We start from the raw sequence: 12,649 nt of genomic DNA, 5'->3' as shown, positions 1-12,649 counted from the left end.
AGTCGGGCTCTGAGAGCAGGATAAAGCAGCGGACCGGACCAAAGTCGAAGGGACGCAAAATGTGGGATTACGTTAAACTGATCGTGCTTGGCACGATCGCGGTTCTGGCCGCGATCGCGGCCAATTTCGCGCATGATCTGCCGTATATGGTGAACGCAATCGTCGTCATGATCGCCGCTTCTCTCACCTTCCTGTGGGAGATCCGGCATGTGGGCGAGGTGCGGCTGCATCCGGCGAATGAATATATGGACGGCGTGGTGCGCGCCGGGGTGATTGCGACGACGTTCTGGGGCGTGGTGGGGTTTCTGGTTGGCGTGGTGATCGCGTTCCAGCTGGCGTTTCCGGCGCTGAACCTGGGCAATATCACCGATGGCGTGCTGAACTTTGGTCGTCTGCGTCCGCTGCACACCTCTGCGGTGATCTTTGCCTTTGGTGGTAATGCGCTGATCATGAGCTCGTTCTACATCGTGCAGCGTACCAGTGGGGTGCGACTTTGGGGCGGCAATCTGGGCTGGTTCGTGTTCTGGGGCTGGCAGTTGATGATCGTGCTGGCGGCGACCTCTTATGTCACCGGGGGCACGCAGGGCAAGGAATATGCCGAGACGGTCTGGTATATCGACATCTGGCTCACGATTGTCTGGGTTGCCTTTCTGTTGGTGTTCATGGGAACGCTGTGGAGGCGCCGCGAACCGCATATCTATGTTGCCAACTGGTTCTTGCTGTCGATGATCATCACCGTGGCGATGCTGCATCTGGTCAACAACATGGCCATTCCCGTCAGTATCCTGTCGTCGCAATCGGTCCCGGTGTTCTCGGGCGTGCAAGATGCGATGACGCAGTGGTGGTATGGTCATAACGCAGTGGGTTTCTTTTTGACCGCAGGCTTTCTGGGCATGATGTATTACTTCGTGCCGAAGCAGGCCGAGCGTCCGGTCTATAGCTACAAGCTGTCGATCATCCACTTTTGGGCGCTGATCTTTCTGTATATCTGGGCCGGTCCGCACCATTTGCATTATACCGCTTTGCCAGAATGGGCAGGCACCTTGGGCATGGTGTTCTCGATCATCCTGTGGATGCCAAGCTGGGGCGGTATGATCAACGGGCTGATGACGCTTTCGGGCGCATGGGACAAGCTGCGCACCGATCCGATCATTCGGATGATGGTGGTTTCCATCGGCTTCTACGGCATGAGCACGTTTGAAGGCCCGATGATGTCAATTAAGGCCGTCAACAGCCTGTCGCACTATACCGACTGGACCATCGGTCACGTTCATTCCGGTGCCTTGGGCTGGAACGGCATGATCACCTTTGGCGCGCTTTATTTCCTGACGCCGCGCTTGTGGAACCGTGAAAGCCTTTACAGCCTGAAACTGGTGTCTTGGCACTTCTGGTTGGCGACGATTGGGATCGTGCTTTACGCAAGTTCGATGTGGGTGACCGGGATCATGGAGGGCCTGATGTGGCGTGAGGTGGACGCCAATGGTTTCCTTGTGAATGCTTTCGCCGACACGGTGGCCGCTAAATTCCCAATGTATGTGGTGCGGGGCTTGGGCGGCGGCATGTTCCTGACCGGAGCGCTGATCATGGCCTTTAACCTGTGGATGACGGTGCGCGCGCAGCCTGCAAGGGCTGTGATCAACGCGAACAACGCCGTTCCCGCTGAATAACCGGAGGGCATAGATATGGCTTTTCTCGACAAACACAAAAAGATTGAGACCCATGCGACGTTGCTGCTGGTGCTCAGCCTGTTGGTGGTCAGCATCGGCGGCATCGTAGAGATCGCACCGCTGTTCTACCTGCAGAACACCATTGAAAAAGTGGAAGGGGTGCGCCCCTACACGCCGTTAGAACTGGCGGGGCGGGATATTTATATCCGCGAGGGCTGCTACAACTGCCACAGCCAGATGATCCGCCCGATGCGCGATGAGGTGGAGCGGTACGGCCATTATTCTCTGGCCGCCGAGTCGATGTATGACCATCCGTTCCAATGGGGCAGCAAGCGCACCGGGCCGGATTTGGCGCGGGTGGGTGGCAAGTACTCGGACGCTTGGCATGTTGATCACTTGATGGACCCACAGGCGGTGGTGCCGGAATCTGTGATGCCGAAGTACAGCTTCCTGTTGGATGCCGAGATCGATGGCAAGTATATCGGCGATATCATGGCGACACATCGGATGGTGGGCGTGCCTTACACCGATGATGAGATGACCAACGCCAAGGCCGATTTCGCAGCACAAGCCGATCCGAACGCCGATACGTCTGGGATTGAGGCGCGCTACGGCAAGGTGACGGTCGCAAACTTCGATGGTCAGCCACAGTTGACCGAGATGGATGCGTTGGTGGCCTATTTGCAGGTGTTGGGCACGATGGTCGATTTCTCGACCTTCATTCCCGACCCGAAACGCTAGGAGGACGCGATGGAACTTTATAGTCTCTTGCGCGAATTCGCGGACAGTTGGGTGCTGTTGTTCCTGACGCTGTTCTTTCTGGGGGTATGTGTCTGGGCTTGGCGTCCGGGCTCTCGCAAGACCCACGAAGATATCGCCAATTCGATCTTCCGCCATGATCAGAAACCTGCGGCCCCCGCGCCGCAAACCGAGGAGGCGTAAACCATGTGCGCCAAACAAGTGAAGCAGACCCCGCGTGAGGTGCCGACGACGGGCCATGTTTGGGATGGGATTCAGGAATACGACAACCCGATGCCGCGGTGGTGGCTGTGGGTGCTGTATCTGACGATCATCTGGGGGATTGGCTATACGATTGCCTATCCGGCGTGGCCGCTGATTTCGGGCCATACGCAGGGGGTGATCGGATCAAACCAGCGGGCGGATGTCGAGGCCGATATCAAGCGGTTTGACGACGCCAACGCCGGGGTCAAGGCCAAGCTGGTGGCGGCGGATTTGGCGACTATTCCGGCCAATGACGAGTTGAAAACCTTTGCGGTGTCGGCCGGGGCGTCTTTGTTCAAGAACAACTGCGCGCAGTGCCACGGATCGGGGGCGGCGGGGGTTCAGGGTAAGGGCTATCCAAACCTGCTCGACAATGATTGGCTGTGGGGCGGTGATATGACGGCGATCCACGCCACGATTACCCATGGCATTCGCAACACCACGGACGAGGACGCACGGTTGTCGCAAATGCCGGCCTTTGGGGTGGATGGAATTCTGGAGAAGCCGCAGATCGACCAGGTGGTGCAATATGTGCTGCAAATCTCGGGTCAGGATCATGACGCCGCGCTGGCAACCGCGGGGACCACGGTGTTTGCCGAGAATTGCGTGGCCTGTCACGGTGAGGATGGCAAGGGCATGCGTGACTTTGGCGCGCCGAACCTGACGGATGCGATCTGGCTTTACGGTGGTTCTGTGGCAACGCTGACTGAGACCGTCACGAAAGCGCGCTACGGTGTGATGCCGGCTTGGACGGGGAAGCTGTCTGAGGATGAAATCCGGGCGGTGGCGACCTATGTGCATAGTCTGGGTGGCGGCGAGTAAAGCGGCTTATCTGCTGAAAAAACCGCCCTCGGTTCGCGCCGGGGGCGGCTTTGTTTTAGGCGGAGCGTTGAGCAGCCCTAACCGTCGCCGGGGGTTCTGCTGCGGCCTTGCCAGAAATACTTATCGTTCCAGCGGCGCTGTGCGACCAGCTTTTCGCGGCTGGTGCGGTGGTCGATCTGTTGGCCGCTGGCAAGATCGGTGCGGCTGGCGCGTGGCTGAAGAAGACGGGCGCGCGGATGGGGGTGACTCTTGCCGCGACCAGCCCCCAAATCCGCGCGTTGGAGGCCCATTTGGGGCTGGCTTTGGTCGAACGCGGCGGTTGCGGTTGCTGCACGAGGATGGGATTTTGCGACCATCCTTGCAGGTGTTTTGCGATTGGATGCCGCAGCAGGCAGCGACTGGGCGCGGCTAAAACGTCGCAGGCTGAAGCTGTATTTCGGATGCGGGATTGATTCAGGTCAAGGTTGGGCCGGGCCTAGGGGCGCATAGAGGGTGCAGCCGCAGCTACCGGAGAGTTCCGTGACCAGTCCCGATACCCAGCCACCCAGTCTCTATGCCGCCCGTGAGCCGATCTTTCCACGCCGGGTCAAAGGCACCTTTCGCACGCTGAAATGGTGGTTGCTGGGGCTGATGCTGGGGATTTATTACGTCACACCGTGGCTGCGCTGGGATCGTGGGCCAAGCCTGCCGGATCAGGCCGTGTTGGTCGATATTGCCAACCGCCGTTTCTTTTTCTTCATGATCGAGATTTGGCCCTACGAGTTCTACTTCGTTGCTGGGTTGCTGATTATGGCGGGGCTGGGGTTGTTCCTATTCACCAGTGCTGCGGGGCGGGTTTGGTGTGGCTATGCTTGCCCGCAGACGGTGTGGACAGATCTTTTTATTCTGGTGGAGCGCTGGATAGAGGGCGACCGCAACGCGCGGCTGCGCTTGCATCGGCAGAATTGGAACCTTGAAAAGCTGCGCAAGCGGCTGGTGAAGTGGAGTGTTTGGCTGCTGATTGGTTTGGCGACGGGCGGGGCTTGGGTGTTCTATTTCACCGACGCGCCGACCTTGTTGCAAAACCTGATTCATGGCACCGCGCATCCGGTTGCATACACGACGATGGCGATCTTGACCGCAACGACCTTTGTATTCGGCGGCTTCGCGCGGGAACAGATTTGCATCTATGCCTGCCCCTGGCCGCGGATTCAGGCGGCGATGGTGGATGAAGATACACTGACCATTGGCTACCGAGATTGGCGGGGGGAACCGCGGGGTAAAGCCAATGTCGAAGGCAATGGCGATTGCATCGACTGCATGGCGTGCGTCAACGTCTGCCCGATGGGGATTGATATTCGCGACGGTCAGCAGATGGCCTGCATCACCTGCGGTCTGTGCATTGATGCCTGCAATGACACGATGGCGAAGATCGGCAAGCCATTGAATCTGATCAGTTATATGGCTTTGACGGATGAGGTCCGCGAACGTGCGGGTCAACCGGCGAAGTCGGTCTGGAGCCATGTGTTCCGGCCCCGGACGATGATGTATAGCGTGCTTTGGGCGGGGGTCGGCGTGGCGCTGGTGGTGGCCTTGTTTCTGCGGGCGTCGATTGATGTCAGCGTCACCCCGGTGCGCAATCCGATGTTTGTGACGCTGTCGGATGGCTCGATCCGCAACACCTATGATCTGCGGCTGCGAAATAAGCATGGCGAAGACCGTTGGTTCACCTTTGCCGCGACCTCGGATGCCGGGTTTCTGCTGACGTTGGATGGCGCGCCGGGGTTGAAGGTTCTGGTGCCCGCCAATGCCACCAAGACTCAGCGGTTGTTTGTGACGGCTCCGGCCCATTCGCTGGGGGCGGAGGCTGCACGCACCGATCTGCGGTTCTGGATTCAGGATTTGGGGACCGAGGCCGCGCCTGGCAATGATCGGGTGCATCATGACACCGTGTTCAACGGAAAGGGCGAGTAAGATGGCCAAAGCTGGGGGGCGCGAGATCAAGGGTTGGCATGTGCTGGCCTTCACGGTGGCGGCGTTTGGCGTGATCATCGCGGTCAATCTGCTGATGGCCTACAAGGCGATCAGCACATTTCCGGGGTTGGAGGTGGAGAATTCTTATGTCGCAAGCCAGACGTTTGACGCGGATCGACGGGCGCAGGAAGCGTTGGGTTGGACGGTTGCGCCCGGTTATGATGGCGCGAAGGGCGAGTTGATACTGGCCTTTACCGATGCTGCGGGCAAGCCTGTGGTGGTCGAAGGGTTGGATGTTCTGCTGGGCCGGGTGACCGAAGCGCGCGAGGATTCGACGCCTCGGTTTGTCTATGAGGGCGGGGTTTATGTGGCAAAAGCAGCGCTGCATCCCGGGAAATGGATGCTGCATGTCACCGCGCATTCGGGCGATGGCGTGCTGTTTCAGCAACGGCTGAACCTGTTTGTGAAAGGCTAGGCGATGAGCGTGGTCGAGTTCGAGCAGGGCGGGATGGCGGCTTGTCCGGCCTGTGTTGTGGTGCCTTTGGCGCAACAGCAGGCGCAGCTGGCGGCGCGCGGGCGGCTGATGTTGTCGCTGCCGTCGGCGCATTGCGCGGCGTGTATCTCGACGGTGGAGAGTGCGTTGGCAGCGGTGCCGGGGGTGGACTCGTCTCGGGTTAACCTGACGATGAAGCGGGTGTCGGTGGATGCGGGTTCAGAAGTGACAGCCCAGGCACTGGTCGCGGCGCTGGCGGGCGTGGGATTTGAGGCGCATGAGCTGGATGCGGGGCTGCTGAGTGCCACCGAGACGGATCGGCAGGGGCGGGAATTGCTGATGCGGCTGGGGGTGGCGTTCTTTTCAATGATGAACGTGATGCTGCTGTCGGTGGCGGTGTGGTCGGGGGCTGAAGGGGCGACTCGCGACATGTTCCACTGGATTTCGGCGATGATTGCGGTGCCGACGGTGATTTTTTGCGGCCAGCCGTTCTTTCGTTCGGCTTGGGCGGGGGTCAGGGTCGGGCGATTGGGAATGGATTTCCCGATCTCGCTGGCCTTGGTGCTGGCCTCGTCGATTTCGTTGTTTGAAACGATCAAATCCGGCCATCACGCTTATTTTGATGCGGCGGTGATGCTGTGCTTTTTCCTGCTGCTCGGGCGCTATCTGGATCATCGCACGCGGGCGGTGGCGCGCTCGGCTGCCGAGGAATTAGCGGCGTTGGAGGTGCCTCGTGCCTATGTTCTGGTGGACGGGGCCGAGGTGGTGCGGGTGATTTCCGAAGTGGCGGTCGGCGATCTGGTGCGGGTGCGTCCGGGCGGGCGGATGCCGGTTGACGGGGTGGTGGAAGGTGGCGCGTCGGAGGTGGATCGCAGTTTGCTGACGGGGGAGAGCCTGCCAGTGTTTGTGGGGCCGGGGATGCTGGTGGCGGCGGGCGAGGTGAATTTGACCGGGCCTTTGGTGCTGCGGGTGACGGCGGCGGGGCGGGATTCGAGCCTGCACCGGATGGCGGATTTGGTCGCGGTCGCGGAAAGTGCGAAGACGAAATACACGACGCTGGCCGAAAGGGCGGCGCGGTTTTACTCGCCCTTGGTGCATATCCTGTCGTTCAGCGCCTTTGGCTATTGGATGTGGGCGACCGGGGGCGATCTGCGCTATGCGATCAATATCTCGGCGGCGGTGTTGATCATCACCTGCCCCTGTGCGCTGGGCCTTGCAGTGCCTGCGGTGGTGACGGCGGCGAGTGGTAAGCTGTTCCGCAAGGGGTTGTTGCTGAAACATGGCACGGCGTTGGAGCGTTTGGCGCAGGTGGATTGCGTGGTGTTTGATAAGACCGGGACGCTGACGATGGGCGCGCCGGAGGTGGTGGGGATTGACGTGCATCCGGCTTGGGTGCTGGCGGTGGCGGCGGGGTTGGCTGTGGGATCATCGCATCCTTTGGCGCAGGCTTTGGCTGCGGCGGCGCGGGGGCAGGGCGTCGTCGCGGCCGAGGTTACTGATCTGCGCGAGGTGCCGGGGTACGGTGTGGAGGGCGTTTGGCAGGGCAAGCCCGTACGGCTTGGCCGGGCCGATTGGTGCGGGGCCAAGCCGCTGGAGCTGACGGCGACTTATCTGAATGTAGGGGGCGTGCATCATGCGTTTGCGTTCGCGGACCGTTTGCGTCCCGGTGCAGAGGCTGCGATTGCGTCCCTGATGGCGCAGGGCATGCGGATCAAGCTGATCTCGGGGGATGTGCCGGGGGCGGTGGGCGCGTTGGCGGCACGGTTGGGGATTGCGGATTGGGTGGCGGGGGCATTGCCCGCCGAGAAGGTGGCGCTGGTGCGGGCTTTGACGGCCGAGGGGCGGCGCGTGCTGATGGTGGGGGATGGGCTGAACGACACGGCAGCGCTGGCCGCCGCACATGTGTCGATCTCGCCCGCGACGGCGCTGGATGCGGCGCGCACGGCTTCGGATATCGTGCTGCTTGGGCAGGATATGGCGCCGATTGGTGATGCGGTGCGGATTGCGCGGCAGGCGACGCGGCGGATGCTGGAGAATTTTGGGATTTCTGCCGCGTATAACGTGATTGCCGTGCCTTTGGCACTGATGGGGGCGGCCACACCTTTGGCTGCGGCCTTGGCGATGTCTTTGTCGTCGATTACCGTGTCGCTCAATGCCATGCGTTTGAAATAGCGGGAGGCTGAGGTCATGGAAATCCTGTCGATCCTGATTCCGGTGTCCTTGCTGCTGGGGGGGGGGGGTTGCTGGCGTTTATCTGGGCGATGAAAACCAAGCAATTTGACGATCCTTCGGGGGATGCCAATCGGATTTTGATGAAGGATTGGGACGACAAACCGAAGCAGTAAGCCGAATTCCGCGCGGAATTCGTGCACGATTTTGGCGGCGAAAATCGGTTAGGCGCGACCTGAAGTTGCCGACAGGCTGAGGGGTTCGATACCCATGCCGCGCAGGGCGCCTGCCCATTTGGAGGCGTCATTTTCGGCGAAGATCAGCGCTTCGGACGGCACTACCGTCAGCCAGTCATTGCGGGTGATTTCAGCCTCTAGCTGGCCCGGACCCCAGCCGGAATATCCCAGCGCCAGCAGAGCTTTGTCGGGGCCATGGCCTTGTGCCATCGCCTCCAGCACATCCAGCGTCGCGGTCATGCCAAAGCCGCCTTCGATCTTCAACGTCGCCGGACCGCCGATGTAATCGGGAGAGTGCAGCACGAAACCGCGCCCGCGTTCGACTGGGCCGCCAAAATGCACGGCGATCTTGCGGCTTTCGTCACCCAGCGGGATTTTCAGATGTTCGAGCAGGCCAGAAAACGACATATCGGTCAGGGTTTTGTTGATGATCAGACCCATGGCACCTTCCGGTGTGTGGGCGCAGACCAAGATCACCGCATGTTCAAACCTTGGATCGCCCATACCGGGCATCGCCACCAGTAGCTTTCCGCAGAGATCCATCGAATCGCGCCCTTTTTCTTGCTTCAGTCTTAAGATGGGCAAAGCCGGATTTGGTTACAAGCCTCTCGCCGGATCGTGATTTCCCCGAAGGCGATGCTTTGCTTATGACAGGGGGATGTTGAAAGTCTTAACCTTCGCGCTTTGTGCCGCCGCGCCCGCCCTTGCCTTCTGCGCCGCGACTTCTGCTTTGGCCACCACACAGGACGAGGTCTTGCAGGCCGATCTTTTGCCGGGCTGGCAGATGCAGAACGGCCACCATATGGCGGGCCTTCGGCTGCAACTTGCGCCCGATTGGAAGACCTATTGGCGCAGCCCCGGTGAGGCGGGCATCCCGCCTTTGTTCAACTGGTCGGGTTCGGTGAACGTCAAATCGGTGCTTGTGCATTGGCCAAGCCCGGTGGTGTTTCACACCAATGGCATGCAGACGATTGGTTATCATGAGGGCGTGGTGTTGCCGCTGGAGGTGGTGCCGCTGGATGCGTCCAAGCCTGTGGAGTTGCGGGCCGGGGTTGATCTGGGGGTGTGCAATCAGATTTGTATGCCTGCGGCGGTGCAGCTTGCCGCCGTTTTGGATGCGGGCGGGCCGGATGCGGCGATCAACTCGGCTTTGCAGGCGCAGCCTGTTGGCGGCAAGGCTGCGGGGTTGCGGGCGATTTCTTGTGAGGTCTCACCGATTGCCGATGGGTTGCAGTTGACCGCCGTGTTGGATTTGCCGCAGCGCGGAGCCGAGACGGTGGTGTTTGAGACGGCTGATGCTGGGGTTTGGGTCGGTGAGGCGAAAAGTGTGCGGGCTGGTGGGCGATTGACGGCATCGGTAGATTTGGTTGCTAGCAGTGGAGCGCCGTTTGCGCTGGATCGCTCGGGTGTGGTGGTGACGGTGTTGGGGGCGGGTGGGTCGGTGGAGATCGCCGGATGTCCAGCGCCGTGAGGGTTGTGGGTGGGATGCCTCCGGCGGGGATGTTTGAGCAGAGAGGATGGCCTTAAGGGCCATTTTCATCCGACCGAGATGGATTTAGCCGCGTAGTTTGGCGTGGAGTGACAAAAGATCAGCCCAAGCCTCACGTTTGGCAATCGGGTTGCGCAGCAGGTACGCGGGATGCGTCATTGGCAGCACGAGTTTGCCGAGAGCTTCGGTCCAGTTTCCCCGCGCGCGCAGGATGTCTTTGGTGTTTAGGATGGTTTGCAGCGGCGTGTTGCCGACCAGCACGATGACATCGGGGTTTATCAAGGCGATGTGACGTTCCACGAAGGGACGCATCATCGCGATTTCATCGGGCGAAGGGTCGCGGTTTTGCGGCGGCCGCCATGGCAGGCTGTTGGTGATGTAGATCGCGGTTTCAGGGTCTGGCGCGGTGCGCGACAGGCCGATGGCGGCGAACATTTTGTCCAGAAGCTGCCCTTCACGGCCGACGAAGGGGCGGCCTTCGCGGTCTTCCTCGACACCGGGGGCTTCGCCGAGGATCAGCACGCGGGCTTTGGGGTTGCCATCGGCGAACACCAGATTGCGCGCGCCACGTTTGAGTTCGCAATGCTCAAAGCTGGCGAGGGCTTCGCGCAGGGCTTCCAGCGTTTCGCATTGGCTGGCCGCCGCGCGGGCCGCGAAGATGGCCGCGTCGGGGTTGGGGGTTTCGGGTTCTGGTGGCGGCGTCGGGGTTTTCGGCGCGGCGATGATCGGCGTGGGCGGGGGGGCTTTGATCGGCTCGGGCAGGTCATAGCGGTTAAGCGGGGATTCGGCACTGATGTCGGTCAGGCCAAGATCAACTTGCCACGCCAATGCGGCCAAGGCGGCATGCCAGTCGCCTGCGATGTCATGCTCGATTCCCATGGTTGCAGGGTATTGGGGTTGGCGGGGGGGGGCAAGTGCGGTTGCGTTGCGTCGGTCTGGTGGGTAGCTATGCTACATGTTCAGCGCGATCATTTATGCCGTTTTGATATTCTTGCTGGGTGTCTTGCCGCCTGCGCGTTGGGGCTTGCGCATTGCGGCTTTGATCGTGTTGGCTTTGGCGTTCATGGCTTTGCTGTCGCCCACGCCTTATGATCCTGACTGGGGCTATGATGTTGTGCGTGCTGCGCTGTTCTGGGCAGTGGCGATTGGCGGCTTGGGGATTTTGCTGCGGGTTTTGGCCAATTTGGCCAAGTATAATACTGGCGCGCGCATTGCCACGCATCCGGAGGAACGCGCAGCACTTGCCGTTGTGGACGCGGCTTTGTGGCTGATTTTCGCGGGGTGGCTTGGCTGTGCGGTGTTCTGGAGCGCGGCGGTTGGATTGCAGGGCGTGCGCGGCGGCTTGGGCGTTCATCTTGCATTTTCTGGTATGGCGATGGCGGTGGGCCTTGCCATCGGTGTTGCCGCGCGAGGGCTGTGGCGATTTGTTGTGCCTGCTGCCGCTGTTGTGATGGCCTTGCTGTCGTTGGATGGTGGCTTGCGTTATCCGGGTTTGATCTTGGAAAGCGCGATGCGGCTAGGCCCTGAGCGTTGCCTGATGTTGGGTGATGATCTGCATCCGCCGCAATCTCGGGCCGATCTGATGGCGTTGACCTTGGCGAAAAATGCGCGCGGGCCGTCAGATGTCTTGCTGCTGGCGCGATCTGAACACGGCACACAGCTGTATCGCTGGTCATTTAGCGCGCGCAGCTTCGTGCACGCCCCGGCCTATGTTTATGACACGCCGCTTTGCACGCCAAAATCCGCGCCGATCCTGCCCGATTGAGCGTTGCCGCGGGGGGCCAGCTTTGGCATAAGCCCTTAAACATGCTCTGGAGATGCCGATGAGCTTTCGCGCCCGCCACCTGCTTGGGATCGAGCAACTTTCGCCCTTGGAAATCACCACGATCTTGGATTTGGCGGATCGCTATGTCGATCTGAACCGCCGCACGGTGAAATCGTCGGATGCTTTGGCGGGGCTGACGCAGATCAACATGTTCTTTGAGAATTCGACCCGGACGCAGGCCAGTTTTGAGCTGGCGGGCAAACGGCTGGGCGCGGATGTGATGAATATGTCGGTCGGCTCGTCTTCCGTGAAGAAGGGCGAGACGCTGATTGATACCGCGATGACGCTGAATGCGATGCACCCGGATTTGCTGGTGGTGCGGCATGGCGCGTCTGGGGCGGTGAATTTGCTGGCCTCGAAAGTGAATTGCGCGGTGCTGAATGCGGGCGATGGGCGGCATGAGCATCCGACGCAGGCTTTGTTGGATGCGCTGACGATCCGGCGGGCGAAGGGGCGGATACAAAGGCTGACGATTGCGATTTGCGGCGATATTGCGCATTCCCGCGTGGCGCGTAGCAATTTGATTTTGCTGGGCAAGATGGAGAACCGGCTGCGGTTGATTGCTCCGCCAACTCTGATGCCTGCGGGGGTCGAGCATTTCGGATGTGAGTTGTACGACGACATGCGCAAGGGGCTTGAGGGCGCCGATGTGGTGATGATGCTGCGCTTGCAGAAAGAACGCATGGACGGCGGGTTTATTCCCTCGGAGCGGGAATATTACCATCGCTACGGGCTGGACGCCGAGAAGCTGTCGTTTGCCAAGCCGGATGCGATTGTGATGCATCCGGGGCCGATGAACCGCGGCGTCGAGATTGACGGCGAGTTGGCCGACGACATCAACCGCAGCGTTATTCAGGATCAGGTCGAGATGGGCGTCGCAGTGCGGATGGCCTGTATGGATTTGCTGGCGCGCAATTTGCGGGCCGAACGTGGGCGGGCGGCTGTGGGGGTGATGGTATGAGCGAGAAGCCGAAGCGGAAATGGTCAGACGCC

General features: G+C 60.6%; 13 protein-coding genes and 1 pseudogene. 11 read left to right on the top strand and 3 right to left on the bottom strand.

Annotation, left to right across the window (positions count from 1 at the left end; genetic code table 11):
• Window positions 1-59 precede the first annotated feature (59 nt).
• The 4 genes from ccoN to ccoP are packed head-to-tail and all read left to right on the top strand — an operon-like array spanning window position 60 to window position 3,491.
• Window positions 60-1,667: a cytochrome-c oxidase, cbb3-type subunit I gene (gene ccoN / locus Q7V03_RS07010; protein WP_304924888.1), complete on the top strand. Its 1,608-nt coding sequence runs from the start codon at window positions 60-62 to the stop codon at window positions 1,665-1,667.
• Between the two features lie 15 nt (window positions 1,668-1,682).
• Entirely contained in the window at window positions 1,683-2,408 is a 726-nt protein-coding gene (gene ccoO / locus Q7V03_RS07005) for a cytochrome-c oxidase, cbb3-type subunit II (protein WP_304924887.1), read from the top strand.
• Window positions 2,409-2,417: 9 nt separating this feature from the next.
• Window positions 2,418-2,609, top strand: a complete 192-nt coding sequence (locus Q7V03_RS07000; RefSeq protein ID WP_304924886.1) for a cbb3-type cytochrome c oxidase subunit 3 — start codon at window positions 2,418-2,420, stop codon at window positions 2,607-2,609.
• 3 nt (window positions 2,610-2,612) lie between these two features.
• On the top strand, window positions 2,613-3,491 hold the full coding sequence (gene ccoP, locus Q7V03_RS06995) for a cytochrome-c oxidase, cbb3-type subunit III (RefSeq protein ID WP_304924885.1): 879 nt from the start codon (window positions 2,613-2,615) through the stop codon (window positions 3,489-3,491).
• Between the two features lie 77 nt (window positions 3,492-3,568).
• Here the strand turns inward: ccoP and Q7V03_RS06990 are convergent, their stop codons facing one another.
• Window positions 3,569-3,781, bottom strand: a complete 213-nt coding sequence (locus tag Q7V03_RS06990; protein ID WP_304924884.1) for a hypothetical protein — start codon at window positions 3,779-3,781, stop codon at window positions 3,569-3,571.
• Between the two features lie 229 nt (window positions 3,782-4,010).
• Between Q7V03_RS06990 and ccoG the strand changes: the two genes are divergently transcribed.
• The 4 genes and pseudogenes from ccoG (at window position 4,011) to ccoS (ending at window position 8,282) form a co-directional block, all read left to right on the top strand.
• Window positions 4,011-5,444, top strand: a complete 1,434-nt coding sequence (gene ccoG / locus Q7V03_RS06985) for a cytochrome c oxidase accessory protein CcoG (RefSeq protein ID WP_304924883.1) — start codon at window positions 4,011-4,013, stop codon at window positions 5,442-5,444.
• A 1-nt stretch (window position 5,445) separates the two neighbouring features.
• Window positions 5,446-5,919 carry a FixH family protein gene (locus Q7V03_RS06980; protein ID WP_304924882.1) on the top strand — a complete coding sequence of 158 codons (474 nt, stop codon included), beginning with the start codon at window positions 5,446-5,448 and terminating at the stop codon, window positions 5,917-5,919.
• A 3-nt stretch (window positions 5,920-5,922) separates the two neighbouring features.
• Complete coding sequence (locus Q7V03_RS06975; protein ID WP_304924881.1) at window positions 5,923-8,109, top strand: heavy metal translocating P-type ATPase; 2,187 nt, start codon at window positions 5,923-5,925, stop codon at window positions 8,107-8,109.
• Between the two features lie 15 nt (window positions 8,110-8,124).
• Window positions 8,125-8,282: pseudogene (gene ccoS, locus Q7V03_RS06970) on the top strand (cbb3-type cytochrome oxidase assembly protein CcoS).
• A 48-nt stretch (window positions 8,283-8,330) separates the two neighbouring features.
• Here ccoS and Q7V03_RS06965 read toward each other — a convergent pair.
• Window positions 8,331-8,885 carry a YqgE/AlgH family protein gene (locus Q7V03_RS06965; RefSeq protein ID WP_304924880.1) on the bottom strand — a complete coding sequence of 185 codons (555 nt, stop codon included), beginning with the start codon at window positions 8,883-8,885 and terminating at the stop codon, window positions 8,331-8,333.
• Window positions 8,886-9,000: 115 nt separating this feature from the next.
• Here Q7V03_RS06965 and Q7V03_RS06960 point away from each other — a divergent pair, with 115 nt between their 5' ends.
• The gene (locus Q7V03_RS06960; RefSeq protein WP_304924879.1) at window positions 9,001-9,813 is read left to right on the top strand and encodes a protein-disulfide reductase DsbD domain-containing protein; all 813 of its coding nucleotides are present in this window, start codon (window positions 9,001-9,003) and stop codon (window positions 9,811-9,813) included.
• An 84-nt stretch (window positions 9,814-9,897) separates the two neighbouring features.
• Here Q7V03_RS06960 and Q7V03_RS06955 read toward each other — a convergent pair whose 3' ends face one another.
• Window positions 9,898-10,710 carry a uracil-DNA glycosylase family protein gene (locus Q7V03_RS06955; RefSeq protein ID WP_304924878.1) on the bottom strand — a complete coding sequence of 271 codons (813 nt, stop codon included), beginning with the start codon at window positions 10,708-10,710 and terminating at the stop codon, window positions 9,898-9,900.
• A gap of 76 nt (window positions 10,711-10,786) precedes the next feature.
• Here Q7V03_RS06955 and Q7V03_RS06950 point away from each other — a divergent pair, with 76 nt between their 5' ends.
• Together Q7V03_RS06950 and Q7V03_RS06945 are read left to right on the top strand one after the other, a co-directional pair.
• Complete coding sequence (locus Q7V03_RS06950) at window positions 10,787-11,596, top strand: hypothetical protein (RefSeq protein WP_304924877.1); 810 nt, start codon at window positions 10,787-10,789, stop codon at window positions 11,594-11,596.
• A gap of 58 nt (window positions 11,597-11,654) precedes the next feature.
• Entirely contained in the window at window positions 11,655-12,617 is a 963-nt protein-coding gene (locus Q7V03_RS06945) for an aspartate carbamoyltransferase catalytic subunit (protein ID WP_304924876.1), read from the top strand.
• The last annotated feature ends 32 nt before the right edge of the window (window positions 12,618-12,649 follow it).

Origin of the sequence: Cypionkella sp., from assembly GCF_030652235.1 — a bacterium.
Lineage (GTDB): Bacteria > Pseudomonadota > Alphaproteobacteria > Rhodobacterales > Rhodobacteraceae > Cypionkella.
This window is presented reverse-complemented; position numbering and strand designations above follow the sequence as displayed.

Bases quoted from the DNA above. Each gene is read 5' to 3' on its own strand.
- ccoN (WP_304924888.1), top strand. From the start codon at position 60: ATGTGGGATTACGTTAAACTGATCGTGCTTGGCACGATCGCGGTTCTG.
- ccoO (WP_304924887.1), top strand. From the start codon at position 1,683: ATGGCTTTTCTCGACAAACACAAAAAGATTGAGACCCATGCGACGTTG.
- Q7V03_RS07000 (WP_304924886.1), top strand. From the start codon at position 2,418: ATGGAACTTTATAGTCTCTTGCGCGAATTCGCGGACAGTTGGGTGCTG.
- ccoP (WP_304924885.1), top strand. From the start codon at position 2,613: ATGTGCGCCAAACAAGTGAAGCAGACCCCGCGTGAGGTGCCGACGACG.
- Q7V03_RS06990 (WP_304924884.1), bottom strand. From the start codon at position 3,781: ATGGGCCTCCAACGCGCGGATTTGGGGGCTGGTCGCGGCAAGAGTCAC.
- Q7V03_RS06980 (WP_304924882.1), top strand. From the start codon at position 5,446: ATGGCCAAAGCTGGGGGGCGCGAGATCAAGGGTTGGCATGTGCTGGCC.
- Q7V03_RS06975 (WP_304924881.1), top strand. From the start codon at position 5,923: ATGAGCGTGGTCGAGTTCGAGCAGGGCGGGATGGCGGCTTGTCCGGCC.
- Q7V03_RS06965 (WP_304924880.1), bottom strand. From the start codon at position 8,885: ATGGATCTCTGCGGAAAGCTACTGGTGGCGATGCCCGGTATGGGCGAT.
- Q7V03_RS06960 (WP_304924879.1), top strand. From the start codon at position 9,001: ATGTTGAAAGTCTTAACCTTCGCGCTTTGTGCCGCCGCGCCCGCCCTT.
- Q7V03_RS06955 (WP_304924878.1), bottom strand. From the start codon at position 10,710: ATGGGAATCGAGCATGACATCGCAGGCGACTGGCATGCCGCCTTGGCC.
- Q7V03_RS06950 (WP_304924877.1), top strand. From the start codon at position 10,787: ATGTTCAGCGCGATCATTTATGCCGTTTTGATATTCTTGCTGGGTGTC.
- Q7V03_RS06945 (WP_304924876.1), top strand. From the start codon at position 11,655: ATGAGCTTTCGCGCCCGCCACCTGCTTGGGATCGAGCAACTTTCGCCC.